Annotated in this window: 26 protein-coding genes; 12 read left to right on the top strand and 14 right to left on the bottom strand. The window is 58.9% G+C overall.

Annotated features, from left to right (window positions below; translation table 11 throughout):
* Positions 1-5: 5 nt before the first annotated feature.
* Positions 6-1100 (bottom strand): helix-turn-helix domain-containing protein, encoded by a 1095-nt coding sequence (locus AAFM15_RS05790; RefSeq protein WP_341685759.1) that lies wholly within the window; start codon positions 1098-1100, stop codon positions 6-8.
* A 149-nt stretch (positions 1101-1249) separates the two neighbouring features.
* On the opposite strand from AAFM15_RS05790, the gene AAFM15_RS05785 reads away from it, so the two are divergent.
* From AAFM15_RS05785 to AAFM15_RS05765, 5 genes are read left to right on the top strand one after another with little or no spacing between them, the layout of a single operon-like run.
* A complete protein-coding gene (locus AAFM15_RS05785; protein ID WP_341685758.1) occupies positions 1250-1726 on the top strand; it encodes a 4Fe-4S dicluster domain-containing protein in 477 nt (158 codons plus the stop codon).
* Between the two features lie 27 nt (positions 1727-1753).
* Positions 1754-3601 (top strand): aldehyde ferredoxin oxidoreductase family protein, encoded by a 1848-nt coding sequence (locus tag AAFM15_RS05780; protein ID WP_341685757.1) that lies wholly within the window; start codon positions 1754-1756, stop codon positions 3599-3601.
* An 8-nt stretch (positions 3602-3609) separates the two neighbouring features.
* On the top strand, positions 3610-4950 hold the full coding sequence (locus AAFM15_RS05775; protein ID WP_341685756.1) for an FAD-dependent oxidoreductase: 1341 nt from the start codon (positions 3610-3612) through the stop codon (positions 4948-4950).
* A 9-nt stretch (positions 4951-4959) separates the two neighbouring features.
* The gene (locus AAFM15_RS05770) at positions 4960-5214 is read left to right on the top strand and encodes a MoaD/ThiS family protein (RefSeq protein WP_341685755.1); all 255 of its coding nucleotides are present in this window, start codon (positions 4960-4962) and stop codon (positions 5212-5214) included.
* A gap of 23 nt (positions 5215-5237) precedes the next feature.
* Entirely contained in the window at positions 5238-5540 is a 303-nt protein-coding gene (locus AAFM15_RS05765) for a hypothetical protein (RefSeq protein ID WP_341685754.1), read from the top strand.
* Between the two features lie 22 nt (positions 5541-5562).
* Here the strand turns inward: AAFM15_RS05765 and AAFM15_RS05760 are convergent, their stop codons facing one another.
* From AAFM15_RS05760 to AAFM15_RS05720, 9 genes are all read right to left on the bottom strand, one after another.
* Positions 5563-6183 carry a helix-turn-helix transcriptional regulator gene (locus AAFM15_RS05760; protein ID WP_341685753.1) on the bottom strand — a complete coding sequence of 207 codons (621 nt, stop codon included), beginning with the start codon at positions 6181-6183 and terminating at the stop codon, positions 5563-5565.
* Between the two features lie 38 nt (positions 6184-6221).
* Positions 6222-6872, bottom strand: coding sequence for an excisionase family DNA-binding protein (locus AAFM15_RS05755; RefSeq protein WP_341685752.1), 651 nt, complete (start codon positions 6870-6872; stop codon positions 6222-6224).
* Between the two features lie 19 nt (positions 6873-6891).
* Positions 6892-8097, bottom strand: a complete 1206-nt coding sequence (locus AAFM15_RS05750; RefSeq protein ID WP_341685751.1) for an HlyD family efflux transporter periplasmic adaptor subunit — start codon at positions 8095-8097, stop codon at positions 6892-6894.
* Positions 8094-10343 carry a type I secretion system permease/ATPase gene (locus tag AAFM15_RS05745; RefSeq protein WP_341685750.1) on the bottom strand — a complete coding sequence of 750 codons (2250 nt, stop codon included), beginning with the start codon at positions 10341-10343 and terminating at the stop codon, positions 8094-8096. The genes AAFM15_RS05750 and AAFM15_RS05745 overlap by 4 nt, the downstream gene beginning before the upstream one ends.
* 9 nt (positions 10344-10352) lie before the next feature.
* A complete protein-coding gene (locus AAFM15_RS05740; RefSeq protein ID WP_341685749.1) occupies positions 10353-11615 on the bottom strand; it encodes a TolC family protein in 1263 nt (420 codons plus the stop codon).
* Positions 11616-11801: 186 nt separating this feature from the next.
* Positions 11802-13763: a penicillin-binding protein 2 gene (gene mrdA / locus AAFM15_RS05735; protein WP_341685777.1), complete on the bottom strand. Its 1962-nt coding sequence runs from the start codon at positions 13761-13763 to the stop codon at positions 11802-11804.
* A 23-nt stretch (positions 13764-13786) separates the two neighbouring features.
* A complete protein-coding gene (mreD, locus tag AAFM15_RS05730) occupies positions 13787-14311 on the bottom strand; it encodes a rod shape-determining protein MreD (RefSeq protein WP_341685748.1) in 525 nt (174 codons plus the stop codon).
* Positions 14308-15174, bottom strand: coding sequence for a rod shape-determining protein MreC (gene mreC, locus AAFM15_RS05725; RefSeq protein ID WP_341685747.1), 867 nt, complete (start codon positions 15172-15174; stop codon positions 14308-14310). Before mreC ends, mreD begins: the two co-directional genes overlap by 4 nt.
* Before the next feature lie 23 nt (positions 15175-15197).
* Positions 15198-16241 (bottom strand): rod shape-determining protein, encoded by a 1044-nt coding sequence (locus AAFM15_RS05720; protein ID WP_341685746.1) that lies wholly within the window; start codon positions 16239-16241, stop codon positions 15198-15200.
* 197 nt (positions 16242-16438) lie between these two features.
* Here AAFM15_RS05720 and gatC point away from each other — a divergent pair, with 197 nt between their 5' ends.
* From gatC to gatB, 3 genes are read left to right on the top strand one after another with little or no spacing between them, the layout of a single operon-like run.
* A complete protein-coding gene (gene gatC, locus AAFM15_RS05715) occupies positions 16439-16738 on the top strand; it encodes an Asp-tRNA(Asn)/Glu-tRNA(Gln) amidotransferase subunit GatC (RefSeq protein WP_341685745.1) in 300 nt (99 codons plus the stop codon).
* Positions 16739-16746: 8 nt separating this feature from the next.
* The gene (gene gatA, locus AAFM15_RS05710; protein ID WP_341685744.1) at positions 16747-18207 is read left to right on the top strand and encodes an Asp-tRNA(Asn)/Glu-tRNA(Gln) amidotransferase subunit GatA; all 1461 of its coding nucleotides are present in this window, start codon (positions 16747-16749) and stop codon (positions 18205-18207) included.
* Position 18208: 1 nt separating this feature from the next.
* Entirely contained in the window at positions 18209-19672 is a 1464-nt protein-coding gene (gene gatB / locus AAFM15_RS05705; protein WP_341685743.1) for an Asp-tRNA(Asn)/Glu-tRNA(Gln) amidotransferase subunit GatB, read from the top strand.
* Between the two features lie 37 nt (positions 19673-19709).
* Here the strand turns inward: gatB and AAFM15_RS05700 are convergent, their stop codons facing one another.
* Together AAFM15_RS05700 and AAFM15_RS05695 are read right to left on the bottom strand one after the other, a co-directional pair.
* Positions 19710-19967 carry a hypothetical protein gene (locus tag AAFM15_RS05700; protein ID WP_341685742.1) on the bottom strand — a complete coding sequence of 86 codons (258 nt, stop codon included), beginning with the start codon at positions 19965-19967 and terminating at the stop codon, positions 19710-19712.
* Between the two features lie 92 nt (positions 19968-20059).
* A complete protein-coding gene (locus AAFM15_RS05695) occupies positions 20060-20761 on the bottom strand; it encodes a GIY-YIG nuclease family protein (protein ID WP_341685741.1) in 702 nt (233 codons plus the stop codon).
* 78 nt (positions 20762-20839) lie between these two features.
* On the opposite strand from AAFM15_RS05695, the gene AAFM15_RS05690 reads away from it, so the two are divergent.
* Together AAFM15_RS05690 and AAFM15_RS05685 are read left to right on the top strand one after the other, a co-directional pair.
* Positions 20840-21850: a hypothetical protein gene (locus AAFM15_RS05690; RefSeq protein WP_341685740.1), complete on the top strand. Its 1011-nt coding sequence runs from the start codon at positions 20840-20842 to the stop codon at positions 21848-21850.
* Entirely contained in the window at positions 21847-22266 is a 420-nt protein-coding gene (locus AAFM15_RS05685; protein WP_341685739.1) for a hypothetical protein, read from the top strand. The genes AAFM15_RS05690 and AAFM15_RS05685 overlap by 4 nt, the downstream gene beginning before the upstream one ends.
* Positions 22267-22287: 21 nt before the next feature.
* On the opposite strand, the gene AAFM15_RS05680 is transcribed toward AAFM15_RS05685, so the two are convergent.
* Positions 22288-23388 carry a Fic family protein gene (locus AAFM15_RS05680; protein WP_341685738.1) on the bottom strand — a complete coding sequence of 367 codons (1101 nt, stop codon included), beginning with the start codon at positions 23386-23388 and terminating at the stop codon, positions 22288-22290.
* A gap of 58 nt (positions 23389-23446) precedes the next feature.
* Entirely contained in the window at positions 23447-24115 is a 669-nt protein-coding gene (locus AAFM15_RS05675; protein ID WP_341685737.1) for a thiol:disulfide interchange protein DsbA/DsbL, read from the bottom strand.
* Between the two features lie 133 nt (positions 24116-24248).
* Here AAFM15_RS05675 and AAFM15_RS05670 point away from each other — a divergent pair, with 133 nt between their 5' ends.
* Complete coding sequence (locus tag AAFM15_RS05670; RefSeq protein WP_341685736.1) at positions 24249-25451, top strand: ammonium transporter; 1203 nt, start codon at positions 24249-24251, stop codon at positions 25449-25451.
* 219 nt (positions 25452-25670) lie between these two features.
* Complete coding sequence (locus tag AAFM15_RS05665; RefSeq protein ID WP_341685735.1) at positions 25671-26141, top strand: RNA-binding protein; 471 nt, start codon at positions 25671-25673, stop codon at positions 26139-26141.
* Positions 26142-26166: the final 25 nt, after the last annotated feature.

The raw sequence follows: 26166 nt of genomic DNA, 5'->3' as shown, positions 1-26166 counted from the left end.
CGCGTTCAGTGCCTGGATGAACCGAGCTTGCGGTAAACCGTGGCTCGGCTGATGCCCAGGGCGCGTGCAGCTTCGGCCACGTTGCCTTTGGCCTGGCTCACTGCCTGGCGAATCAGCTCGGTTTCGACATCGCGCAGTGCCTTGCCTCCGGACTCGACCCTTGTGCTTGCGGTTGACCGGGCGTGGCCAGGCGCATGAGTCTGTGCGAGCAAACGAAGCCCTGACCACATGGGGACCTCGGTGCCGGCTTGGTTGCGGTGCGCACTATCGAAAAGGTTTTCCCAAGGCATGGCAAACAAATCGCTGGCATGCATGTTTTCAGCGTAGCCATCCATGGCCAGCATTTGCCGTGCGGTCGGATTGGCGCCGAGAACATAGCCGTCGGTGTCCAAGGTCAGCAAACCATCGCTGTCATCTCCGGGAACATTGCCGGGCCAGTTCAATCGCAGCAACAAGGCGTGTGGGGCTTGCAGCAGCCATCGGTTTTCAATACTGCGTGCCGAACGGCGTACCAGGTGTTTGAGGGCGGGGCGTTCGACCACGTCCACCCCTGTCAGGTCGAGCATGCCGGCGCATTCGCCATGGGGCCCGAACACCGGTGCCCCGGCGCAGCTGTAAACACTGGTGTCGTTGAAGAAGTGCTCGCCGCGATGCAGCCACACAGGTTGCAGCTCGCTCAGGGCAGCGCTGATGGCGCTGGTACCGATAGCGCGTTCTGACAGGTCGACGCCAATGCGTGCAATCACTTGGGCTCGTCGATCTGAAGTATCCACCGGACCATGAACATCGACCACCACGCCTTGTGCATCGGTCAAGATGGCAAAGTAGCCAATATTGCCCATGGCACGCACCAGTTCGTCGAGCACGGGGCGTGCGGCTTGTACCAAGGGTTGGCTGGCGTCTTGCACGCGGCGCATCTGCGCTTTGCTGACAGCGTCAAAGCCAACGGTCTGCTCGGGTGACAGCCCCATGTCCAGGCAACGGTTCCAGCTGCGGCCGAGCCAGGCGGGCACGGAGGCCGCGCCGGGATTGCGCTGTCCCAGCCAGGCTTGGCGGGCCAGCGCGATGGCGCTGAGTCGGTCGCTGTGGTGTGAGCCCATGTGTATCAAGTTGAGAATTTCTGGTTGTAGCCGTCAAAAACCTAGGGTTTGTCCGGTTCGATGAGCGCGCTTCGCATCCAACAATGGTCGGCATTGTCATTCATATGTAGGGGCTTGCATAGCCCGTGCAGACACTTCAGGAGTTATCCATGCAAAAGGTTTTGCACATTAATCCGGACAAGTGCACCGGTTGTCAGCAGTGCGAAATGGCCTGTTCTTACGAGAACTACGGCACATTCGCCACAGCCAAGTCGCGCATCAAGGTGTTTGACTTCCACCACACCGGCAAGAAAGTGCCCTACACCTGCACCCAGTGCGACGAAGCCTGGTGTCTGCATGCCTGCCCGGTCGAGGCGATCACTGTGGACAAAGTCACCGGCGCCAAGGTGGTGAACGAAGCGACCTGTGTGGGCTGCAAGGTCTGCACCATCTCTTGCCCCTTCGGCACCATCAACTATGTGCAGGAAACCGGCAAGGTGCAAAAGTGCGATCTGTGCGGTGGCGACCCGGCCTGTGCCGACGCCTGCCCAACCGGTGCCATCACCTTCATCGACGCCAACTGGACTGGCTTGGACAAGATGAAGCAGTGGGCCGACAAGCTGGGCAATCAGCCCTCCGCCGCTTAATTCTCACCACCCACTAGGAGCATCAACATGTCTTGGGCTGGAAAAATCCTCCGCGTCAACCTCACGGCTGGCACCGTCACATCCGAACCGCTGAACATGGAGTGGGCCCGCGCCTACATCGGTTCGCGTGGTCTGGGCAGCAAGTACCTCATCAGCGAGATCGATCCCAAAGTGGATCCACTCTCGCCCGACAACAAGATCATCTGGGCCACCGGCCCGCTGACCGGTACCATGGCCTCCACCGGTGGCCGTTACACCGTCATCACCAAAGGTCCGCTGACAGGCGCGATCGCCTGCTCCAACTCGGGCGGCTACTGGGGTGCCGAGCTGAAGATGGCGGGCTGGGACATGGTCATTTTTGAAGGCAAATCGGCCAAGCCGGTTTACCTCTACATCTGCGACGACGTCGCCGAGCTGCGCGACGCCGATCACCTGTGGGGCAAGAGCGTGTGGCAGACCGAAGACATGCTCAAGAAGTCGCACCAGGACCCGCTGCTGCGCATCTCCAGCATTGGCAAGTCCGGCGAAAACGGTGTGCTGTACGCCGCCGTGGTCAACGACCTGCACCGTGCGGCGGGGCGCTCGGGCGTGGGCACCGTCATGGGCTCCAAGAATCTCAAGGCCATCGCTGTGCGTGGCACCAAAGGCGTAGGCAATATCCGCGATCCCAAGGCTTTCATGGCCGCGGCCAAGACCGCCAAGAAAGTACTGGCCGACAACGCCGTGACCGGCCAGGGCCTGCCCACCTACGGTACGCAGGTGCTGATGAACGTCATCAACGAAGTCGGCGCGTTGCCCACCCGCAACCATCGCGACGTTCAGTTTGAAGGCGCCAAAGACATCTCGGCCGAAGCCATGGCCACGCCGCGCAAGACCGACGGCAAGAAACACCTGGTGACCAACCAGGCCTGCTTCGGTTGCACCATCGCTTGTGGCCGCATCAGCAAGATGGACGAGAGCCACTTCTCGGTGCAGAACAAGCCCGAGTACTGGGGCGCATCGGGTGGCCTCGAATACGAAGCCGCCTGGGCCCTGGGCGCCGCCAACGGCGTGAATGATCTCGAAGCCCTGCAATACGCCAACCTGATTTGCAACGAAGAAGGCATGGACCCGATCAGCTTCGGCGCCACCGTGGGCGCTGTGATGGAGCTGTACGAGATGGGCGTGCTGACCGCTGAGCAAATCGGTACGCAAGCCCCATTTGGCTCGGCCAAGGCCCTGTGCGAGCTGGCCGACATGACGGCCAAGGGCATTGGCTTTGGCAAGGAAATCGGCATGGGCTCCAAGCGCCTCACGGCCAAGTACGGCCACCCCGATTTGTCCATGAGCGTCAAGGGCCAGGAGTTTCCGGCCTACGACGGTCGCGTGATCCAGGGCATTGGCCTGGCCTACGCCACCTCCAACCGCGGCGCCTGCCACCTGCGCGGCTACACCATCGCCTCCGAAGTGCTGGGCATTCCGGTCAAGACCGAGCCCGTCGAGAGCGAGGGCAAGCCCGAACTGGTCAAGGCCTTCCAGGATGCCACTGCGGCGTTCGACTCGGCAGGCATTTGCATTTTCACCAGCTTCGCCTGGACCCTGGCTGACGTGGCCCCGCAATTGCAGGCTGCCTGCGGTGACGAGTACACCATGGAGCACCTGGCCCACATTGGCGAGCGCATCTGGAACATGGAGCGCGAGTTCAACAACGCCGCGGGCTTCACCAAGGCCGACGACACGCTGCCCAAGCGCCTGCTGACGGAAGCCGCCAAAACCGGCCCGGGCAAAGGTGTGGTGAGCAAGTTGCCCGAGATGTTGCCCAAGTACTACGACGTGCGCGGCTGGGACAGCGAAGGTCGCCCGACGGCGCAGACCAAGCAGCGTCTGGGTTTGTGATCTGACCCATGGCTCACCACGTCATCCTCGGTGCCGGCCCGGCTGGCATCATCGCCGCTGAAACTTTGCGAAAACAGCGTCCCCAAGACCGCATCACGGTCGTGGGCGACGAGCGCGAAACGCCTTATTCGCGCATGGCCATTCCCTATCTGCTCATTGGCAAGGTAGGCGAGCAGGGCACCTGGCTGCGCAAGGGCAGCACGCACTTTGCCGACCTGCGCATTGACATCGTGCAGGCGCGCGTCACCCAGGTGGACGCCAAGGGCAAAAGTGTGACGCTGGACAAGGGCCAAACGCTGCCCTTTGACAATCTTCTGATCGCCACCGGCTCGCACCCGGTGCGTCCGCCAATTCCAGGTCTGGACTTGCCGGGCGTGCACACTTGCTGGACGCTGGAAGACGCCCGTGCCATTGCTGCACGGGCCAAGCCTGGTGCGCGTGTGTTGCAGATGGGTGCCGGCTTCATCGGCTGCATCATCATGGAGGCGCTCAAGCTGCGTGGGGTGGAGTTGTCGGTGGTCGAGATGGGTGACCGCATGGTGCCGCGCATGATGGGCCCGATGGCCGGTGGCATGATCCGCGATTGGTGCGAGGCCAAGGGCGTTAAGGTCTATACCTCGGCCAAGGTCGAGGCGATTGAAAATGCCTCTGAACCAGCCGGGCTGGTGGGCAAAATTGCTGGCGCGCTGGGCCTGGGCGGCGGTTCAGGCAGCGGCCTGCGCGTGCGCCTGTCGGGTGGGCAGACGATTGAAGCCGACCTGGTCATCAGCGCCACGGGCGTGCGTCCGGCCATTGGGTTCCTTAAGGACAGCGGGATCAGCTGTTTGCAAGGCATCCTGACCGACGAGCGTATGCAGACCAATGTGCCTGGCATTTATGCCGCAGGCGACTGCGCTGAAGCCTTTGACATGGTCAGCGGCAAAACGATTGTCAGCGCCATCCAGCCCAATGCCGCCGATCAAGCCCGTGTGGCTGCGCTCAACATGGTGGGACAACACACCACGCTCAAGGGCGTGACGCAGATCAACGTGCTCGACACGCTGGGCCTGATCTCCACCAGTTTTGGCAACTGGCAAGGTGTGGACGGTGGCGAGCATGCCGAGTTGACCGACAAAGCCGCTGGCCGCCACCTGAGCCTTCAGTTCAAGGACGACCTCATGGTGGGCTGCAACTCGGTCGGCTGGACCGAGCATGTCGGTGTGATGCGCGGCCTGGTCGAAGGCCAGGTACGGCTGGGCGAGTGGAAAGACAAGCTCAAGCAAGACCCCACTCTGTTAATGGAGGCCTATTTGGCATGCGCGCAGGGGCAAGGCCAATGGAGCGGTGCGCAGGATACTCGACGTCGCTAAGATGCGCGCATGAATATCACTTTCAAGTTGTTTGCCACGTTGGGAGACTACCTTCCGGCATCGGTGCGTCCGGCCAACGAAATGCCCTTGCAGGTGACTGAAGGTGCAACGGTGGCGCAGGTGATCGAGCCGTTTGCGTTGCCCGCCAAACTGGTTCACCTGGTGTTGGTCAACGGACATTTCATTGCGCCCGAACAACGCGCATTGCATGTCCTTGCTGAAGGCGACGTGCTGGCCATCTGGCCGCCCATTGCTGGTGGATGATGGCGTTTCGTTGAGGACAGTTTATGCAGTCGCACTACCCCGCATCATTTGAACGGGATATGGCCTGCACCGAAGCCGAGTGGTTGGCCTGGCTGCCCAAAGCCATGGGTGACCATGATTGGCAATGCTCAGATCAGACGGTGCAGGTACGCCTTCAGGGAGGAGGGCGCTTGCAGATCGAGTGGAAAGTCCTGCCGCCCAGAACCATTGCGCTGATGCGTTTGCCACGCATGGGCATGGTGTTTCGTTTTGAAGAGGCGGATGACCAGGCTCGTTTGCAGTTCATGCGCAGGTTTGATCTGACCACGCAGCGTGGTGGGGGCTGAGGCTGATCGAAAGCTCAGCGCCTTAAACAGTGGCCAGGATCTGTGAAAGGCGTTCCCATTGTGTGCCTGCGCCAGCAATGAGCGTCAACACCAAAATCCACCACCAGCTTGATGGGCCCTGTGCAACTTGTTTTTGTGGTGCGGATGCTTGGGTCACAGTGGCGTCAATTGTTTCCTGTACTTTCACTGGCTCAACTTCGCAATCTGCAGAGACAGAAATCAGTCGAGGGACAGCAATGTCATCCGTGCTGACGGCGATCGCGGGCTGAGGAGCCACCGCCGTATGCACAGCTAACAAGGAGCGCACATTTGAGTTGGCTGCCGGGATACCGCATCCGGGGCGAGCTGCGATCGTGTCCCAATCTACGCCCAGAAGCCTGGCGACGCGGCGCTTGGCCTGGAGTGCGAAATCTGCGGTGTAAAACAAATTGTTAGCCCCTGACTCCAGTCCGTAGAGTTGAGCCAGCGAAATGCAGGCCTGTGTTGCCAGCTCTGCGGGATTTTTCCCTTGTTTCAGACGCATTTGCCGCAGGCATTGGCCCTGTGGATCCGAGGAAGGAGCAGATGGGTTGCCAAGCGAAAGCAGTGCTTCCTGATTGGCTTGCGACAAAGGGCGCGTCTGGAGTTGGCCTTTGATGGTCATACGGCGTGAAGGGCGGGGTTCAGGATCAGGGATGAGCTTTAGCAGATTCGACATGCCGCAACGACTCCGACCATGTAGGCATGGAGCCACTCTTCCTGGAGTGGCTTGTGAATGATTTGGATGGTTCCTGGGTTGGCCTGATGGGCTGCCTCACTGTTGGCCAATTCGTTTTCCTGTGTGATCAGCACAATCGGAAGCGCTCCCAGGCCCTTGCTGTTGAAGTTCACAATGGCTTGCAAGGTTTTTTGTTGCTCGCTCAGCGGCATATTGAGTTCGACGACCATCAGGTCCGGGCGAATATTGGAGAGGTCGAGCAGGGCCTCTGTCACGGACTCGAACATGTTCACGGAAATGGGTAATTTCCATTGGGGTATCGCAGTTTTGAGCTTGCCCAGCAGCTTGCTGTTTTCCGACACCAGCGTCACCTGGGCGTGTGTACGTGCTCCTCGTGATGGAGCATCACTGCGGCGCGAATGCCCTTGGTAATTGACCACCGATTTGCGTGAAATACGACGGTGCCCACCACGCGTTTTCCACGCGACCAGCTCGTTTTGATCAACCAGGGTTTGGACCAAGGTGGTGGACAGGCCCAGCAGGCGAGCCGCCTCTGCCGTGCTCAGGTATTCCGGTACCGGCTCCGAAACCTGAATCGGTTTGATGACCGTTGGAGTGTTATTGGTTTTGTTCATGCGAGTCTCCTGCTAAAGATCAGCGTTCCCGAAGTGCCGTAGTGACACTTTGCAGAGGATGAAAGATGTATTCCAGAACGGTCTTCTGACCCGTCTTGATCTCCACACTGGCGGTCATGCCGGGTGTGGGGGTGAGAGCTTGCCCATGGCGGACCTGACCTGCATTTTTGATGCGAACCAAAATACGGTACAGGCCTTCCTGGAGTTCGGCCGGAACGCCTGGACGACGATCTTTCTCGTTGCGCAGCGTATCCGGGCTGATGAACTCCACCACGCCATCGAGCCCGCCGTATTTATTGAAGTCATAGGCAGTCAACTTGACCACAGCCTCCTGCCCTTGCTTGACAAAGGCCACGTCTGCCGGTTTGACATAAGCCTCGACCAGCATCTCGTCATCTGTCGGCACGATCTCCATGATCGGTTGTCCAGCCTGGATCACGCCTCCCACGGTCGTGATCTGGACGTTTTTCACAACCCCTTTCATGGGCGAGGTGATGGTTGTGCGCAGATAGGCATCTTCTCGGGCCGATGCGTTTTCCTTGGTTTGAGACAGCTCGGTGTTCACGCGAACCAGCTCGTTGTTGGCATCCGTGATGTAACGGTTTTGTCGATCGGCGCGCTGCCCCATCAACTCTGATTGCTGGCGGCGCAGGCGCAGCAACTCCACCTCGGACATGACTCCTTTTTCCACCATCGGGGCGGTGAGGGCCAGCTCACGCATGGTGGCTGAAATGGAAATGTCCAATGCCCGCAGCGATTCCTGTAAGGCACGACGTCTTGCTTCGTAGGCCTGCGTTTCCTGTCGGATCAGGTCTTTCTCGGCCTTGATTTCATCTGGGAACTGCAAAGGCAAGTTGTAGGCCTCCGCCTTCAGGCGCGAAGACAAGGCCAGCAGGCCCATGTATTTTTCACGCGCCTCGCGATAGACCGCTCCTGATCGTGCGCTGTCGATACGGATGAGTACATCCCCTTTTTCGACGACCGACCCTTCACGCACCAGCAACTCGTTGAGCACCCCCGAATCGAGGCTCTGGATGATTTGTTCTCGGCTGGTGGGAATGACTTTGCCCTGTCCGACGGTGATTTCGTCGAGTTCGAAGAATGCAGCCCAAGCCAAGGCCAGTATCAGAGCAATGCCGATCGCCCGGATCAAGATCTGGCTGGCCTGACGCTCATCGTCTTCGACGGTCATCATTCCGATTTTGGATTTGCTGATCGTGCTCATGCAGCTTTCCTGACGGTGGCTTCGTTGGGAGGCGTGCTTGCACCGGAGCTTTGGTTGACACCGATGCCTTTGGAGAGCATCTCGATCATTTGTTGTTTGGGTCCGTTGGCCACGCACTGTCCAGCATCGATCACCGCGATGTCATCGACCCATTCCAGCAGCTGTGGACGGTGCGTGGAGACCAGCAGGGTCTTGTCCTTGAGCCAGGACTTGATGACGGCAATCACGCGGGCTTCTGTGTTCTGGTCCATGCTGGCAGTAGGTTCATCCATGAACACGATGCGCGGGTTGCGCAGCATCATGCGAGCGATGGCCAGTAGCTGGCGCTGCCCCCCGGACAGACCGCCACCCGCTTCGCTGATCGGCATGTCCAGTCCCAGGGGATGGGCGGCAACCAGCTCGTACATTTGCAAAGACTGGAGCACCTCGGTGATCCGCGCATCCGTGATCCAGCTGTCAGAGAGCACCAGGTTTTCGCGCAGGGTACCCATGAACAGTTGAGGGTCCTGTCCAACGTAGCCGATGCGCTGGCGAACTTCACTGGGCTCGATCTGTTGCAGCTCTATGCCATCAAGGCGGACGCTGCCCGCTGAAGGCGTGTACAGACCGGCCATCAGTCGCAGCAGCGTGCTTTTGCCGCTGCCGATCCGACCCAGCAGCGCCAGTTTTTGGCCGGCGGGGACAGTCAGCGACAGTTTTTTGATGACCGGGATCTTGTGCTCGGCAGGATAGGCAAACTCCAGTTCTTGCGCTTGCAGCTGTCCTTCCACTTGCTCTGGCGTCAGATAGTTGCGGTCATGTGCGCGGTCACGTGGGCGCTTCATCAGGCCGTCCAGCGTTTCGAGCGAAGTCTTGGCCTGCTGATAGCGCGAGGCTAGCGACATCACGCTTGACAACGGTGACAGTGCACGACTGACAAGCATGACGCAGGCAATCAGGCCCCCCAATGTGAGCCGGTTATCGTGAATCATGTAGACGCCCATGACCACCATGCCCACAGTCACCAGTTGCTGGATGGTGGAGGACACGCCCATGATCAGGTTGGTCAAAGAGCGCATCTGCTTGTAGGACTCGGAGCCAGCCAGGTTGGAAGCCTCCCAGCGGCGCTGCAGGTAGCTTTCTGCGTTGTGCGCTTTGAGCAACTCCATATTGAGTACCGATTCGACCAGCACGCTTTGTTTGTCTCCAGACTCTTTCATATTCTGTCGAATAGCTCGCATCAAGGGTTTCTGGGCGAGCAGGCCGGCAATGATCAAAATCGGAACGGCAATTGCCGGCAACAGAACAATCGGACCGCCAATGATGGCGATCAGTGCCAGGAACATGAGCACAAAAGGCAGGTCGGCGACCAAGACCAGGGAGGCCGAAGAGAAGAAGTCGCGCAGGGATTCAAAGTCGCGCATCGAGCTGGCAAAAATACCCGCCGACTGGGGGCGGTGCTCCAATCGAATCGACATGATTTCGCGCAGCAAAGTAGCGTTGATGGCGAGGTCGGCTTTTTTCCCGCCCAGATCCACCAAGCGGGCCTTGAGCCAGCGCATGACAAATTCAAGCAGCGCCGCAATGGCGGTGCCAATGGCCAGTGTCCACAGGGAGGTGTAAGCCTGCGTGGGCACCACCCGGTTGTAGACGTTCATGGTGAAGAAGATGGAGGCCAGGGTCAGCACGTTGGCAATCACCGTGGCCAGCATGGACTCATAGTAAAAGCCTCTGAAGCGCCACAAGGTACCCCAGAACCAGTTGAAGGCGGGGCCGTCAAGTGGGTTGAGTGTCTGGCTGTGTTTGCGCGTTTGGGCGCGAACGGCCAGCACCTCAGGGCGGGCCAGGCCCTGCAGTTCTGCCATCGATAGACGTTGTTCCTGCAGACCCGTTTCCGGCCAGTAAACCACCGCATCAGCGTCTTCAATGGCTTTGAGTATGCAGGCGCGGCCATCTGTCAGGGGCATCAACACGGGCAGGACGTAGCCCGGAATCTCGCTCACGCGAATGCGTGACCAAGCGGCTACCAGGCCATGCTTGTGGGCCATGTCGGGATAAGCGGCCAAAGGAACGCGCCCGCGGCTGTCCAGAGCAAAACCACCACGCAGAACCTGCATGTGCACCGGCCGATCCAGCAGCTTGGCCTGCATGGCAAGACACACCAGCAAAGGGTCGTTTTGCGCTGCAGCCGGGTTGGAAGGCTGCGCCGCTGGCGCAGGCCCACCTGTGCTGGGGACGGAGGACAACGCGGGAGAGGGGGTGTTCATGTACAGGTATCAGGAAGGGGTGTGTGCGGATGTAGGGGCGGCTGCTTGAGGCATGAAGCGGGCGGCCAGTTGCCCTGTGCTGGCCAACAGGCGTGCACGCGCAATGCGCTCGTCATGAAAGGCGCTGAGGGCTGCGCTGCGGTAGCCAAAACTGTCGGCCTGAATATTGAGCAGGTCCAGCAAGGAGCGCTTGGCCAGCTTGAACTGTTGGCGATAGCCTTCCACCACCTTCTCGCCCACGTCCGATTGGGTGCCACCCACGTCAGATCGCACGCGGGTGGCGGCCCAGTCTTGCCAGGCCAGGACGGCTTTCTCGCGTTGGACAAGGCGAGCCTCGTCCAGTGACAGTTGCGAGGCTTTGAGTTGCTGTTCGGCCGCCTTGATTTGTGCGTTGACTGAGCCCCCGGAGTACAGGGGCATGTTCAGTTGCAACTGGGTCAAGAAGTCTTGTTTGGCACTGGCTTCGTTGTATTGGCGGGAGGTCACCAGATCCACCGTAGGCCAGTACAAGCCCTTGGCCATGCGCACAGCGGCTTGTGCCGCTTGCACCTGTTGTACATATTGGGCAATCGAGGGTAATTCATCAGAAACGGCTTGCGCAGCCTCGCTTGCGCTATTGGGCAGATCTGTGAAGTAGCCATCGTGACCCATGGTGACATCCAGCCCGATGGGGCGTGCATCCAGACCTTCAGGCCAGAAGCGCTGCATTTTTTGCATGGCTTGCGCCAGTTCGGATTTGCGTTGCTGCAGGGTCAGCCGGGCGTTGTCCAGCCGGACGCTGGCTTGGTCCAGATCAATGCGCCGTCCGGTGTCTGTTTGTGCAATCACACGGATGTCTTCCAGCACCTCCGCATGCAGTTGCATGTTTTTGACTGCCAGCTGGTAAAGGTCAGCCGTTTTGGCCCAGTTGAGGTAGGCCTCACAGGCGAGCAAGGCCACGTCATCCAGTGTCACCTGGCTGGTCAGGTGCGCTGCACGACTCAGGGCGCGCGCGCGATCGGCGTCAGCCTCAATACGGCCCCCGGACCACAGGTTGACTTTCGCCGTGGGCGACACGCTGGTGCTGTTGAGCGAGGCCGGCCTTTGGCCGCTGGCGTAATGGTTGCTTGAAGCTGTCAGGCTCAGCTGCGGCATGTGCGCGCTGCGGGCTTTGTCGATTTCGGCGTCCGCTGCCAGTGCCTTGGCCAGCGAAGCTTGCACCTGTGGGTAGTTCTCCAGCGAATAGCGCACCACTTCGGGCAGTGTTTGTCCGTGTGCAAGGCCGGCCAGCATGGCCAGCACTGCTATACACAAAGGACGAGATTTGGAGCCGGGATGTAACAAAGATGTGCCTGTTGAGAAGAATTCATTGAAAATTCTCTAGGCAAAAAAACGGATGTAAATACGCCAATTGGCGTATATGAGTACATCTTTGTATTTAAATTTGGCTTGTTTTGGATTTAATTTGTGGATTTTGGGCTATTTGCCACTGTTGGCGGCTCGGTGCTGAATTTCCACTTCTGAGGCAATTCTGGGGGTTCCCAGCGGTACGGAAGATTGCCCTTGGCGCGTAGCTTCGATATCGGCTTGGCTGGGGTACTGATTCATCAGCCAATAGTCAAAAACCCGCCGCGCAATCGGGGCAGCTGAGGCGGCTCCGAAGCCTGCGTTTTCAACCACAACCGCCACCACAATTTTGGGATCCTCGGCAGGCGCAAATGCCATGTACAGGGCGTGGTCACGCTGACGTTCGGCCAGTTTGGCTGCGTTGTAATGCTCTTTCTGGCCTATGGTGACAGCTTGTGCGGTGCCCGTCTTTCCAGCGCTTTGGTAGCCTGCTCCTCGAAACACGTGCGTGGCAGTGCCTTCGCTGACCACGCCCACCAAACCACTGCGAACCACATCGATGTGCGCAGGTTTGTAGCCCAGCTCCCGGGCTTCAGGGGGGGCTGCGTTGGTGAATTGTCGTGTCACGGGATCCTGCATGGATTTGAGCAGCCGCGGTGTGTACTGCGTGCCTCCGTTGGCCAATGCGGCTGTCGCGGTGGCCAATTGCAGCATGGTGAAGTTGTTGTATCCCTGTCCAATCCCCAGTGAGATGGTTTCCCCACCATACCAGCGCTGTTGCTCGGGTTTTTTGTAGGTGTTGCGCTTCCAGGTGGTGCTGGGCAGGACGCCGCGCACTTCGCCGGGCAAATCGATGCCAGTGATCTGGCCAAAGCCCAGAGGCTTCATGAAGTCATGAATCGTGTCCACGCCCATGTCGTTGGCCAGAGCATAGAAATACACATTGCTCGACAGCGCGATAGCGCGCACCATGTTGACAGGGCCCAGGCCGCCATCGCCATGGCTGCGGAAAGTGTGCCCACCATAGACCCAGGAACCGTTGTCCACAATGATCTGTTCGGGTTTGCGCTTGCCCACTTCCAGTGCGCCCAAGGCCATGAAGGGTTTGTAGGTGGAGCCGGGCGGGTAGGTGCCACGCAAGGCGCGGTTGAGCAAGGGTTTATCGATCGACTCATTAAGAGCTTTCCAGCTCTCGCTGTCGATGCCCTCCACAAACAAGTTGGGGTCAAATGTGGGTTTGCTGACAAAAGCCAGCACCTCGCCTGATCTTGGATCCAGTGCCACCAGGGCGCCACGACGCTGGCCAAAAAGGTCTTCAACCAGTTGCTGAAGGCGGATATCAAGGCTCAGTACCAGGTTCTGTCCAGGCGTGGCGGAATGACTGGATAAACGTCTTGTGGCGCGGCCCCCCGCTGAGGTTTCAACCACCTGCACGCCTGTGGTGCCATGCAGCTGCGCTTCGTAACTTTGCTCTATGCCAAGTTTGCCAATGTATTGTGTGCCTCTGTAGTTGCCGGCTTCGTCACTTTCTTCAAGCCGCTCTTTGTCACGGCTGTTGATGCGGCCAATGTAGCCCACGACGTGGCTTGCCAGTTCACCAAAGGGGTACTGCCGGAACAAACGTGCCTTGACTTCCACGCCGGGGAAACGGTACTGCTGAGCGGTAAAGCGTGCCACCTCCTCATCGCTCAAGCGGGTGCGAATGGGCAGGGAATCAAAATTTTTTGACTCCTCCATCAGGCGTTTGAATTTGCGCCGATCGCGCGGCTGGATGTCGATGACCTGCGCCAACTCGTCAATCGTCCTGGCCAGGTCCTCAACTTTGTTGGGTGTGATCTCCAGTGTGTAAGCGGAGTAGTTGCGTGCCAGCACCACGCCGTTGCGATCCAGGATCATGCCGCGTGGTGGCACGGTGGGGATGATGGCGGTGCGATTGCTCTCGGCCTGATCGAGCAAGTCATCGTGACGGATGATTTGCAGATACACCAGCCGTGCCAGCAGCAATGCGAAGCACAGCATTACCACCCAAAGCATGACGCGAATGCGTTGGTCAAAGTGCAGCAACTCCAGCTCGGTGTTGCGCAGTCGTGCCAGAGGTTTCAATCGCATGGCCTTGATCAGAGGGGGCGGATCTTGTCAGGCGCGTAAGGGCGACGTTGAGGGGCCAGCAGCAGACTGCCTACCAGCGGCCACAAAATCGCCTGCAGTACCGGTCCGAAAGCCACGCTCCAGCCTGGCCAGCCGTCACCGGCAAACAGACGTGCAATCACCTGGACGACGGTTGCAAACACAAACAAAGGCAACACTTGCAAGGCTTGCTCCTGGAGGGGGAACCAGAGCAGGCGGCGCTGCATCAGCAAACCCAGATAAGTCAAGCCAACGTAAGCCAGCGCGTTGTGCCCCAGCAGCGCTGATTGGTGAACATCCATCAGCAAGCCCAATATGAAGCCGACCACCATGCCGATGCGGCGGTTCTGGTGGACTGTCCAGAACAGCAGTACCAGCCCCAGCAAATCAGGTAGTCCCGGCCATTGCAGCAGGTCCAGCAGCATGTTTGCAAACAGGGCCAGCAACAGGCTCAAGGCAATGAAGCGGGGGTTGACAGGCAGCAGCAGCTTTTGGCGGCCAGCAGGCATGATCATGATCGTGCCTCCTTGCTCGCTGGGCTGATCACCAGAACGTGACGACCTTTGCGCTCAGATGCAGGGTAAGCCAGTACGCGGGCAAATGATGAGTTGACCTTGCGATCAACCATGGAGATGCGCCCGACATGCAGACCAGCGGGGAACACGCCATCAATGCCAGAGGTCACCAACAAGTCATCTTTTTGATCGTCGGCATTGGTCGGAACATATTGCAACTCCAGTGCGCCGCCCATGGAGTTGGGAAGGCCCTGGGCCACGTAGCGAACGCCGGTGCGTGCGTTCATGATGGAGATGTGCTGGCTGCGATCGATCAGCAAAGTGACTTCGCTGCGCATGGGGTAGGTGCGTGTGACTTGTCCCACCACACCTTGTGCATCAATGACTGCCGATCCGGCCTGCAAGCCTGCCAAGGAGCCCTTGTTGATGATCAGTTTCTCGGAGTAAGGGTCTTGTACACCGTACAGAATCTCGCACACTTTGCTGTTGGTGGGGTGTTGGGCCTGCAGACTCAGCAACTCCCGCAGCAGGGTGTTTTCGGCTTCAAGTTGTTCAACACGTTGAAGGCGCTGTGCTTGCGAAATGGTCAACGCCTGGTATTTGAGTTGCGCGTCCTGTGCTGATTCAACGCCCTGGAAATATTGACCTGTGGCATCCACCAGCCGACCCGGCAGCAAGGAAGCCCACTGCAGAGGCATCAAGGCCATGCTGAGAGCTGCGCGAATGGGTTGGGACATCTGGAGTCTGTGGTCGGCAAACATCAAGCCGATGGACAACGCCCCCAGCAAAATCAGCTTGAGCGTAGAGGACAGGCCCTGCCGGAAAAACGCAGGTGTGGAGCGATCAAGAGAGTCCAGGGGCATGGCCGCACCAGAGGGCCGAGCCCTTATTCGTCAGTGAAGATGCTGCCGAGCTTGTCCATGCGTTCCAGCGCCATGCCGCAACCGCGGGCCACGCAGGTCAGCGGGTCTTCGGCCACCAGCACCGGCAAGCCGGTTTCTTCGGCCAGCAGACGGTCCAGATCGCGCAGAAGTGCGCCGCCGCCAGTCAGCATCATGCCGCGCTCGGCAATGTCGGCACCCAGCTCGGGCGGGGTCTGCTCCAGTGCGGTCTTGACGGCTGAGACGATGTTGTTGAGCGGGTCGGTCAGGGCTTCAAGGATCTCGTTGGAGCTGATGGTGAAGCTGCGTGGCACACCTTCGGACAGGTTGCGGCCTTTGACTTCCATCTCCTTGACTTCGCTGCCCGGGAATGCCGAGCCGATGTTTTTCTTGATGGCTTCAGCCGTGGGCTCACCAATCAGCATGCCATAGTTGCGACGGATGTAATTGATGATGGCTTCGTCAAATTTGTCACCACCCACACGCACGCTGCCCTTGTAGACCATGCCACCCAGGCTAATGACGCCCACTTCGGTGGTGCCGCCGCCAATGTCGACCACCATGGAGCCCGATGCTTCTGCGACTGGAAGACCCGCGCCGATGGCAGCTGCCATGGGTTCTTCGATCAGGTAGACCTCGGAGGCACCTGCGCCCAAAGCGGATTCGCGAATCGCGCGGCGCTCGACCTGGGTAGAGCCGCAAGGCACACAGATGATGATGCGCGGGCTGGGACGGAAGGTGCTGCGCGGGTGGACCATGCGTATGAACTGCTTGAGCATCTGCTCGGTCACGGTGAAGTCGGCGATCACGCCGTCCTTCATGGGGCGAATGGCTTCGATGTTGCCAGGCACCTTGCCCAGCATGGCCTTGGCTTCGTGGCCCACAGCCTGCAGGGTTTTCTTGCCTTGGGGGCCGCCTTCGTGGCGGATGGCCACGACGGAAGGCTCATCCAGAACGATGCCTTTGTCACGCACAAAAATCAGGGTGTTGGCTGTACCCAGGTCAATGGCCAGATCGCTGGAAAAATAACGGCGGAATGAGGAAAACATGCGCAAATCCTAGAGGGGGATGACAAGTTGGCATCTGCCCGGAAACAGGGTGACGAAAAGCTTTGTTCGAGGCGGGTTCGCGCCCACCTTCTTTAAACACAGGATAATACCCGATTGCCCGTTTCTTGCGCACTTCATAGCTCGACCAAAGTGTGAAGATATGAAAAAGAAACGAATGCTTTGGAGTTCACACCACTATGACGCTGACTGCCCAGGACATTGACCGGATCGCCAACCTGGCCCGGCTGGAGCTCAAGCCCGAGGAAAACGGGCACCTGCTCGACCAGATCAACGGCTTTTTCAATATCGTCGAGGCCATGCAGGCCGTCGATACAAAAGGCGTAGAGCCGCTGCCGCACCCGGTGGCCGTGATCCAGGACGTTCAGTTGCGTCTTCGTGAAGACGTGGTGAGCGAACCCAACAACCGCGAGGCCAACCAGCAAAGCGCCCCCGCTGTGGAGCGTGGGCTGTTCCTGGTCCCCAAAGTGATTGAGTGAGGCAGGCCATGACGCAATTGCATGACATGACCGTGGCCGAACTGGCCGCAGGCCTGAAGGCCAAAACCTTTTCTGCCACCGAGGTGGCGCAGCATTTTGTGTCGCGTGCCCAAGCGGATGCGACCGGTAGCTTTTTGGCCTTGAACCCCGAAGCCACGCTGGCGCAGGCCAAAGCCGCGGACGAACGCATCGCTGCAGGCCAAGCCGGTGCGCTGGAGGGCGTGCCGTTGGGCCACAAGGACATCTTTGTCACCAAAGACTTCCCGACCACCGCTGGTTCTAAAATGCTCGAAGGCTACCGCTCGCCGTTTGACGCCACGCTGGTGCAGCGCCTGGCTGATGCCGGCATGGTCACCGTGGGCAAGCTCAACTGCGATGAATTTGCCATGGGTTCGGCCAACGAAAACTCGGCTTACGGCCCGGTGAAAAACCCTTGGGACGTGACTCGCGTGCCCGGCGGTTCGTCGGGCGGCAGCGCTGCGGCCATTGCCGCGCGCATCGTGCCTGCGGCCACCGGCACCGACACCGGCGGCTCGATCCGCCAGCCCGCCAGCTTTTGCGGCATCACCGGCATCAAGCCCACCTATGGCCGCGCCAGCCGTTACGGCATGATTGCCTACGCCTCCAGCCTGGACCAGGGCGGCCCCATGGCCCGCACCGCCGAGGACTGCGCGATGCTGCTGAGCGCCATGTGCGGCCCGGATGCCGACCGCGACTCGACTTCGCTGGACGTGCCTGCAGAAGACTTCACGAAGTCTTTGAGCGCTGATTTGAGAGGCCTGCGCATCGGCATCCCGAAAGAGTTCTTTGGCGAAGGCTTGCACGCCGATGTGCGCGCTGCTGTTGATGGTGCTTTAGGCGAACTGACCCAATTGGGCGCCACGCTGGTGCCCATCAGCCTGCCGCGTACCGAGCTGGCCATTCCGGTGTACTACATCATTGCCCCCGCCGAAGCCAGCTCCAACCTGAGCCGCTTTGACGGCGTGAAGTTCGGCCACCGCGCCAAGGACTACACCGACCTGGAGAGCATGTACAAAAAGTCGCGCGCCGAAGGTTTTGGCAGCGAGGTCAAGCGCCGCATCATGACCGGCACCTATGTGCTGAGCCACGGCTACTACGACGCCTACTACCTGCAGGCGCAAAAAATCCGCCGCATGATTGCCAATGACTTCCAGCAAGCTTTCCAGGAGTGCGATGTGATCGCTGGCCCCGTTGCACCCAGCGTGGCCTGGAAGTTGGGCGAGAACGCCAATGACCCGGTGGCCGATTATTTGGCCGACATCTTCACGCTGCCCGCCTCTTTGGCCGGCCTGCCCGGCATGAGCGTGCCCGCAGGCTTTGGCGCCCACAACATGCCCGTGGGCCTGCAGCTGATCGGCAACTACTTCAAGGAAGCGCAGCTGCTGAACGTGGCGCACCGCCTGCAGCAAGCCACCGATTTCCACCTTCGCAAGCCGGAGGGCATTTGATATGACTGCCAAACTCGTTCAAGGCTACGAAGTCGTCATCGGCTTTGAAACCCACGCCCAGCTGTCCACGAACAGCAAGATCTTCAGCCGCGCCAGCGTGGCCTTTGGCGCCGAGCCAAACACGCAGGCCTGCGCACTCGACATGGCGCTGCCCGGCACGCTGCCGGTCATGAACAAAGGCGCCGTGGAGCGCGCCATCCAGTTCGGTCTGGCGGTGAATTCGCATGTGGCCGAGCGCAGCATCTTTGCGCGCAAGAACTACTTCTACCCCGACCTGCCCAAGGGCTACCAGATCAGCCAGTTCGAGATCCCGGTGGTGCAGGGCGGCGAGGTGTCGTTCTACCTTGGCCCTTCGACAGGCTCAGGGCAATCGGAAAAACGGACCGTTCGCCTGGTGCGTGCCCACCTTGAAGAAGACGCCGGCAAGTCGCTGCACGAAGACTTCATTGGCCAGTCGGGCATTGACCTGAACCGCACCGGCACGCCGCTGCTCGAAATCGTGACCGAGCCCGACATCCGCAGCAGCGAAGAAGCCGTGGCCTACGCCAAGGAACTGCACAAGATCGTCACCTGGATCGGCATCTGCGACGGCAACATGCAGGAAGGGTCGTTCCGCTGCGACGCCAACGTATCGGTGCGCAAACCAGGGGCACCGCTGGGCACGCGCCGCGAGATCAAGAACCTGAACAGCTTCAAGTTCATGCAGCAGGCCATCGACTACGAGGTCCGTTGGCAGATTGAAGAAATTGAAGACGGCCGCGCCATCCAGCAGGCCACCGTGCTGTTCGACCCCGACACCGGCGAAACCCGCGCCATGCGCACCAAGGAAGACTCGGCCGACTACCGCTACTTCCCCGACCCCGACCTGCCGCCGCTGGTGATTGGCCGCGACTGGGTCGAGCGCGTCAAGGGCGAAATGACCGAGCTGCCGCGTGTGATGGCCGAGCGCTTCGTCAAGGACTACGCCCTGCCCGAATACGACGCCACCACGCTCACCCAGAGCAAGGCCATGGCCGCCTACTTTGAAGCCGCCGCCAAGGCCTGCGGCCAGCCCAAACTGGCCAGCAACTGGATCATGGGCGAAGTCTCGCGCCGCCTGAACGCCGCCGACATCGGCATCGAGCAGGCGCCGGTCAGTGCCGCGCAACTGGCCGCCCTGATCGGCCGCATCAGCGACAACACCATCAGCAACAACGCGGCGCGCCAGGTGTTTGAGGTGCTGTGGTCTGAAGGCGGTGAAGTGGATGCTGTCATCGAGGCCAAAGGCCTCAAGCAGATGAACGACACCGGTGAGCTGGAAAAGATCATCGACGAGGTGCTGGCCGCCAGCCCCAAGAACGTCGAAGAGTTCAAGGCGGGCAACGCCAAGGCGCTGAACGGCCTGGTCGGCCCGATCATGAAAGCCAGCAAGGGCAAGGCCAATCCGGCGCAGGTCAATGCGTTGTTGATGAAGAAGCTGGGGTGAATTATTGGGATGCCACTTTGCGTGGATGTTTGATTTATCAGGAAGACCTATCTGACTTTAGTTTTTCGGCTAGATCCTTCAGAGAACTGATGCGATTTTTTTGCTCTGGTGAGAGTTGATTGAATTCGTTCAGTTCCTCTAATTTTTGGTTCATCTCGGACAGGGTAAATTGTTGACGTTCAAGGTCGCGTATTTTTCTCAACAGCGTGTCTGCGAGCGTAATGGCCCCCCACTTAACATCAACATCAGATATAACTTTTTCACTCGGCTTGATTTCGTGAAGCAGGGCGCGCATCAAATGAATGCTGCCAGCGATTTGAATCGAGATCCCAATCAGTACGATTAGCAGTAACGTCGAGATGATATTTAGGTATGTCATGCGATGAACTATGAGTTGATGAATTCGAGGATGGCACTGACTTCGTCAAGTGTTGTCACAAACCATTCATCACCCGGCGCGTCTTCTTTCCAGCGGCCACGCGCTTTCAGAACCGCATGAATGGCGTCTTCAATTTGCGCCACACGTTTGACTTGCCAGCGTCCGAGAATTTCAGGGCGTTCGAAAAACCCAGAGCCTTTGCACTGGCCAAAAACCCTGGTTTCCACATCAGGTGCTGTTGTCAGCCCTATCTTGATTGGGAAAGGTCGGTCTGAGCGTTTGATTGCTGGAAATGTGAAAGCATAAATCCAGCCATTGAATTCAATGGTGGGCTCGTCTTCCACGTTTTCGTCGGTGTCTACGTCCGCCTCTTCAATGACCTCTGTGTCCGACTTCAGCCGGTACATGCCCGATCGCCCGAGCCAGACAAATGGCGACTCCGCGCCCCGTTTCGCACGAAGGGAAACAAAAAACCGTAGCGCAGCACCGACTTGTCGCAGTTCTCCGTCCGTATCTCGGGCGGGGTATGTCATGGCTTGTTGTTCATCGGTCAAATAACGACCGATGACACGCGTGGCAACAGGCAGGAGCCGGAAGGGCTCACCTGTCATGGCTTCAGGTTCACCGGCGATCTCGTTCAGCAAGTGGTAGCGAGCGAGTCGATAACAGAAAGAAGCATTCGGTTCAAATTCGATGGGCAACGGCTTCATGGGATACTGTTCTAAAAATAATTTTCAACAACTATAGACCATGCTGGTGTGACCAATGTACTTGCCCAGGAGAGATCAATGGAGGTCCTAATTCGTCCCGTTCCCCACGCCTGCTACGAACCTGTTAACACGGATGCCATCGCCTGCACATACGACATGGATGGCTTCACGTTAATGAATGCCGTGCTTATCGCCTATGGCTTGGACCGTGAGCATTTCCGAAGCTGTGCACGCATGCATGAAGGGCGTCAATTCAGAGTGATCGTGCATGGTGATGAAAAACCATTGGTCATTACCACCACCAAGACAGAACGCTGGGACAGCGAACCTAGCGCAACGCAGCAGATCATCATTGCGGCAGATTCCGAACGCTGCGAGTCACTGTGCATGACGCACTTTGGTTTTGTCCTGGGTCATTTCCCAGAAAACGCCTTCCTCCATTGTTTGGAGGCGCTTCGAAATGCCGGTGCGCAAGACTACATCAAGCGTGTCATCGTGGATGTGGATGACCGCTATCATGGCCAGGCTTTGAATTTGTCTATGGGCATAGGACTGGCTGTAAATGCCTGTGATGACACATGCACGGCCGCAAAACCCTATCACCTCATCCTGGGGCTTGGTACTCCGGCGAAACACTTGATTCAGGGGTATCAGCTTAAAGAGCAGAGGAATAATGGCCATCAAGATTTCCAGATTGCAGCCATTGACTCCTACGTGACGGGTTTGGATGGTTCGGACTTTGACCGCGAAAGACTGCGAGCAATCCTTGATGGCGCGGGCAGTGTTTTATTGGTCGCTTGCTCTGGGGGGAAATCAAGCGCCGGGATGATCAAATTTACGGCTGAGCATGTAATTAGCCAGAAAATTCCAATGCATGTTCTCTTGAGTAAGCCGCTGAGTTGGGAAGGGAGAAGAAGAATGACTGCCTCCAACGAATTGGAGCAACATCTACAAGCACTTGGCGCTCAAGTCATAGTTGTGGATGGGGCGGAATTTGACACGGGTGATTTGGAGTACCAAGAGGTATTCTCATTGCTCGATGCCGAAGTCTTACGCGAAGTTGATCGATGGTGCGGAGGGCAGGTATGAATGCGCAGAAAAGTTTACTCTCGACCCTGGCATTTATTGTGGGTGCTTTGTCGGCAAGTATGGTTGGTTGGCTACAACCGGTTGCGGCTATTGAGGTGAAAAACTCTGGAAGTCAGCCCATTGAACGGCTGGATATCGACTATCGAGGTATAGGCGACCACCATGGGCTAATCGCTCAGAATATGAAGCTGGGTCAGTCGATAAAGTTTCAATGGGCAACCGATAGCGAGGCAAGCTACCGTTTGAGTGCGACTTTCGCGGACGGCACGGTCATCAAGGGCGGCGCAGGGTATATCTCACGTGGTGAAATGATTCGTGAAGCTCTTAATGCCGAAAGTGTGAAGAGTCAAATGCCTGTACCTTTCACCTTGGGCATGCTTTACGAAGCACAGCGCGATACGACTACCGCCAAGTGAGATTTACAGAGCTCAGCAGTTTTATGAGGCCTCTGATAGAGCGAGGTGATACCGCGTCCCCCGCCCCACCCCCGTCTGCACCAGCGCCCCCATCTCGCACAGCGCCGTGAGTTCGCGGTAAGCCGTGGCGCGTGAGACGCCGCACAGGTTCACGTATTTCTCGGTGCTCATACCGCCCGAAAAACCTTCGGGGCCAGCGTCGTAGAGTTTGTTGATCGCCTTGGTTTGCGTGGGCGTGAGTTGCGGGTGTTGCTCGCGCAGCGCAGCCCAGAAGCGGGTTTTGCGCGTGGCCGCTTGCATGTGCTCCCAGGTAGCGTCAGCCGCTTTGTGCACACAGCCCACAAACCATTGCACCCAGGGCGTCACATCCATGTTGGCTTGGCCGGTGGCAGCTTGCAGTTGGGCGTAATAGCCCGCTCTGTCGAGCCACATCTGTTGCGACAGGCTCCACAGTCGTTGGTCGGTTTTCAGGTCTTGCGCCAAGGCCATTTCGCTCAAGGCGCGGCCCACGCGGCCGTTGCCGTCTTCAAACGGGTGAACTGCTTCAAACCAAAGGTGAGCGATGGCGGCGCGGACCAGCCCATCCGTTTTGCCTTGGCTGTGGTTGAACCAGTCGATCAACTGCGTCATGTGCGCAGGCACATCGACCGAGCTGGGGGCTTGGTAATGCACCACATCGGGCTTGCCCAGCCGGGGCGTGACGATCTGCATCGGCTCGGCATGGTCGCGGTAGGCGCCGGTGCGGAAGAGGGCCGCATGCCAGCCATGCAGCATGTCGTGGCTCAGAGGCTGCTGGCTTTGCCCGATGGCGGCTTGCAGCACGTCGAGCGTGGCTTCGGTGCGGGCATCGCGTTCGGCGGTCTTGGCATCCGCCAGCCCCAGACGCCTCGCTGCGGAGGCGCGAACGGAATTGACCTGCAGGAGTTCCCCCTCGATCTGCGCCGTGGCGATGGCTTCGTCGGCCCAGCCTTGGAGTTGCAGGTCGCCCAGGTCCATCAGTTGCAGCTGGCTGGCCAGGCCCATGGCCCTGCCCTGCGCATAACGCGCAGCGGCCAGCGTGGGCTGCAGTGCGACCAGGTCCACCTGAAATTCAGGCCATTTTGAGGATTGCCAGAGGTACATGAAGCGCATTTTAGAGTTTCACGCTTCAAATGTGAAGCGTAAATACCGGTTTTGCGCTTCAGCCCTTGTTTTTGGCCTGTTCGCGCTGAACCAGTGCTTCCACCACTTGCAGGGCGCGAGCGTTGTTGCCTCCCACCATGGCGGGCGAAGTCAGGTAGCGGCCATTGACGCCAAATTGAGGCACGAATTTCACGCCATAGGCTTGGACCTCGGCGTTGGCCTGGGTCAGTGCCTGAGCGACAGCAGAGGATTGCCAGGCCTGTGTGAAGCGGGAGGCATCCACATGATGCCCACTCAGCCAATCCACGATGTCTTCCAGGCTGTCCAGGGCGCGGGCGTGGCGATGGATGGCGTCATAAATGTGGGGGGCCAGTCGTGTCTCTTGCTGCAGGTGCACCAGGGTCAGATGCAGCTGTTGATGGGTGGTACTTTGGAAGGACACCGGGACTTTGCGCAGCACAAAGTCTTTCTCCCGCTCCTGCGCCCAGCGCTTGAGCACAGGCTCGAGCCTGTCACAGAAAGGGCAGCCGTAGCGAAAGAATTCGATCACTTCTACCCGGGTGCCGCTGCGCGTGGCCTGGGGAGTGGCCAGGACCTCAAAGTCGATGCCTTCATCCACCGAGTCGCTGCCCCATGCCGGTAGGCAAAGCAAGCTCGCACCCAAGGGCAGCAGGCAAAGTTGTCGTCGCGATGGATTCATGCCGCCATCATCCTTGATTGACTGCATGGGGTAAAGCCCTCGCCATGTACCTGTATGGTGCTTGCATGATTTGGGGCATGAATATTGCATGTATTTGGTGCAAATTCGCTTGAAACCGGTGTTTTGCACCAATTACGATCAATTTATCCAAAGGATGACAATGGATGCACTGAAACAGGGCGCGGATGCGCTCTTTATTTTGCTGGGTGGCATCATGGTGCTGGCCATGCACGCGGGCTTTGCCTTTCTGGAGCTGGGCACGGTTCGCAAAAAGAACCAGGTCAATGCCTTGGTCAAAATCCTGGTGGATTTTTCGGTGTCCACCGTGGTGTATTTCATGGTGGGCTATGGCGTGGCGTACGGTACGCACTTTTTTGTGGGTGCTGAACAACTGGCTGCCAAAAATGGTTACGACCTGGTCAAGTTCTTCTTTTTGCTGACCTTTGCCGCAGCCATTCCCGCCATCATCTCTGGCGGTATTGCCGAGCGCGCCAAGTTCTGGCCCCAGTTGCTGGCCACGGCCTGTGTCGTGGGTTTTGTGTACCCCTTCTTTGAAGGCATCGCCTGGAACCAGCATTTCGGTGTGCAAGCCTGGATCAAGGCCCTCACGGGCGATGAGTTCCACGACTTTGCAGGCTCTGTGGTGGTGCATGCGGTGGGGGGCTGGATTGCGTTGCCGGCCGTGCTGCTGTTGGGCGCCCGCTACAACCGTTACCGCAAGGACGGTGCCATGTCGGCCCACCCGCCTTCGAACATTCCGTTTTTGGCGTTGGGTGCCTGGATCCTGATCGTGGGCTGGTTCGGCTTCAATGTGATGAGTGCCCAGACCCTGGACAAAATGTCCGGCCTGGTCGCGGTCAATTCCCTGATGGCCATGGTCGGCGGTACGCTGGCCGCGCTGGTGCTGGGTAAAAACGACCCTGGTTTTGTGCACAACGGCCCCCTCGCCGGGTTGGTGGCGGTGTGTGCGGGTTCAGACCTGATGCACCCTATGGGCGCGCTGGTGGTCGGCGCCATGGCGGGCGCTTTGTTTGTGGGCATGTTCACCTTGACCCAAAACAAGTGGAAGATCGACGATGTGCTGGGCGTTTGGCCCCTTCATGGCCTGTGCGGAACCTGGGGCGGCATTGCAGCCGGTATCTTTGGCAGCTCGGCATTGGGCGGCCTTGGCGGCGTAAATGTGACGGCGCAGCTGATCGGCACCGCCATGGCCGTGGTCTGGGCTGTCGTGGGGGGTATCGTGGTGTACGGCACGATCAAGGCCGTCTTTGGTTTGAAGCTCAGCCCGGAAGAGGAATATGACGGTGCTGACCTGACCGTGCACAAGATCAGTGCCACTCCTGACCGCGAAGTGAGCTGGTAAAACAGTGGGGAAAAGCCCACAGGCCGCTGTTCATGCGGCTTGCGGGATTGCCCCCTGTTGAAAATTCACGAATCTCGCGCATAATGCTCAAGCTTGGCCCCCTTGGGCCGGGTGTGTTTGCGGTGAACAGGTCAGTTTCGCTTCCCATCGGGTTTTCTCGGATTAGATGCGCTTTCGGAAACTCCATCGCTTGTGTTTTTGTTTTGAGGAGTCCCATTAATGGGCAACAAACTGTACGTGGGCAACCTGCCCTATTCCGTGCGTGATGGCGATCTGGAGCAAGCTTTCTCCGCCTTCGGTGCTGTGACCAGCGCCAAGGTCATGATGGAGCGCGACACTGGCCGTTCCAAAGGTTTCGGCTTTGTCGAGATGGGCAGCGATGCTGAAGCCCAAGCTGCCATCGAAGGCATGCATGGCCAGGCCCTGGGTGGCCGCAACATCGTGGTCAACGAAGCCCGTCCGATGGAACCCCGTCCCCCCCGCAGCGGTGGCGGTGGCTTCGGTGGCGGTCGTCGCGAAGGCGGCGGTGGCTACGGTGGTGGTGGCTTTGGTGGCGGCCGTCGTGAAGGCGGTGGCGGCTACGGTGGCGACAACGGTGGCGGCGGTTTCCGCAGCCCCTACGGCGCAGGCCCCCGTGGTAATGGTGGCGGTCGTCGCGAAGGCGGCGGTGGCTACGGCGGCGGTTACTGATCGCTTCGCACCCCAACAAAAGGCG

The sequence above is a fragment of the Limnohabitans sp. genome (genome assembly GCF_038134685.1).
Classification (GTDB): Bacteria; Pseudomonadota; Gammaproteobacteria; order Burkholderiales; family Burkholderiaceae_C; genus Limnohabitans_A.
This window is presented reverse-complemented; position numbering and strand designations above follow the sequence as displayed.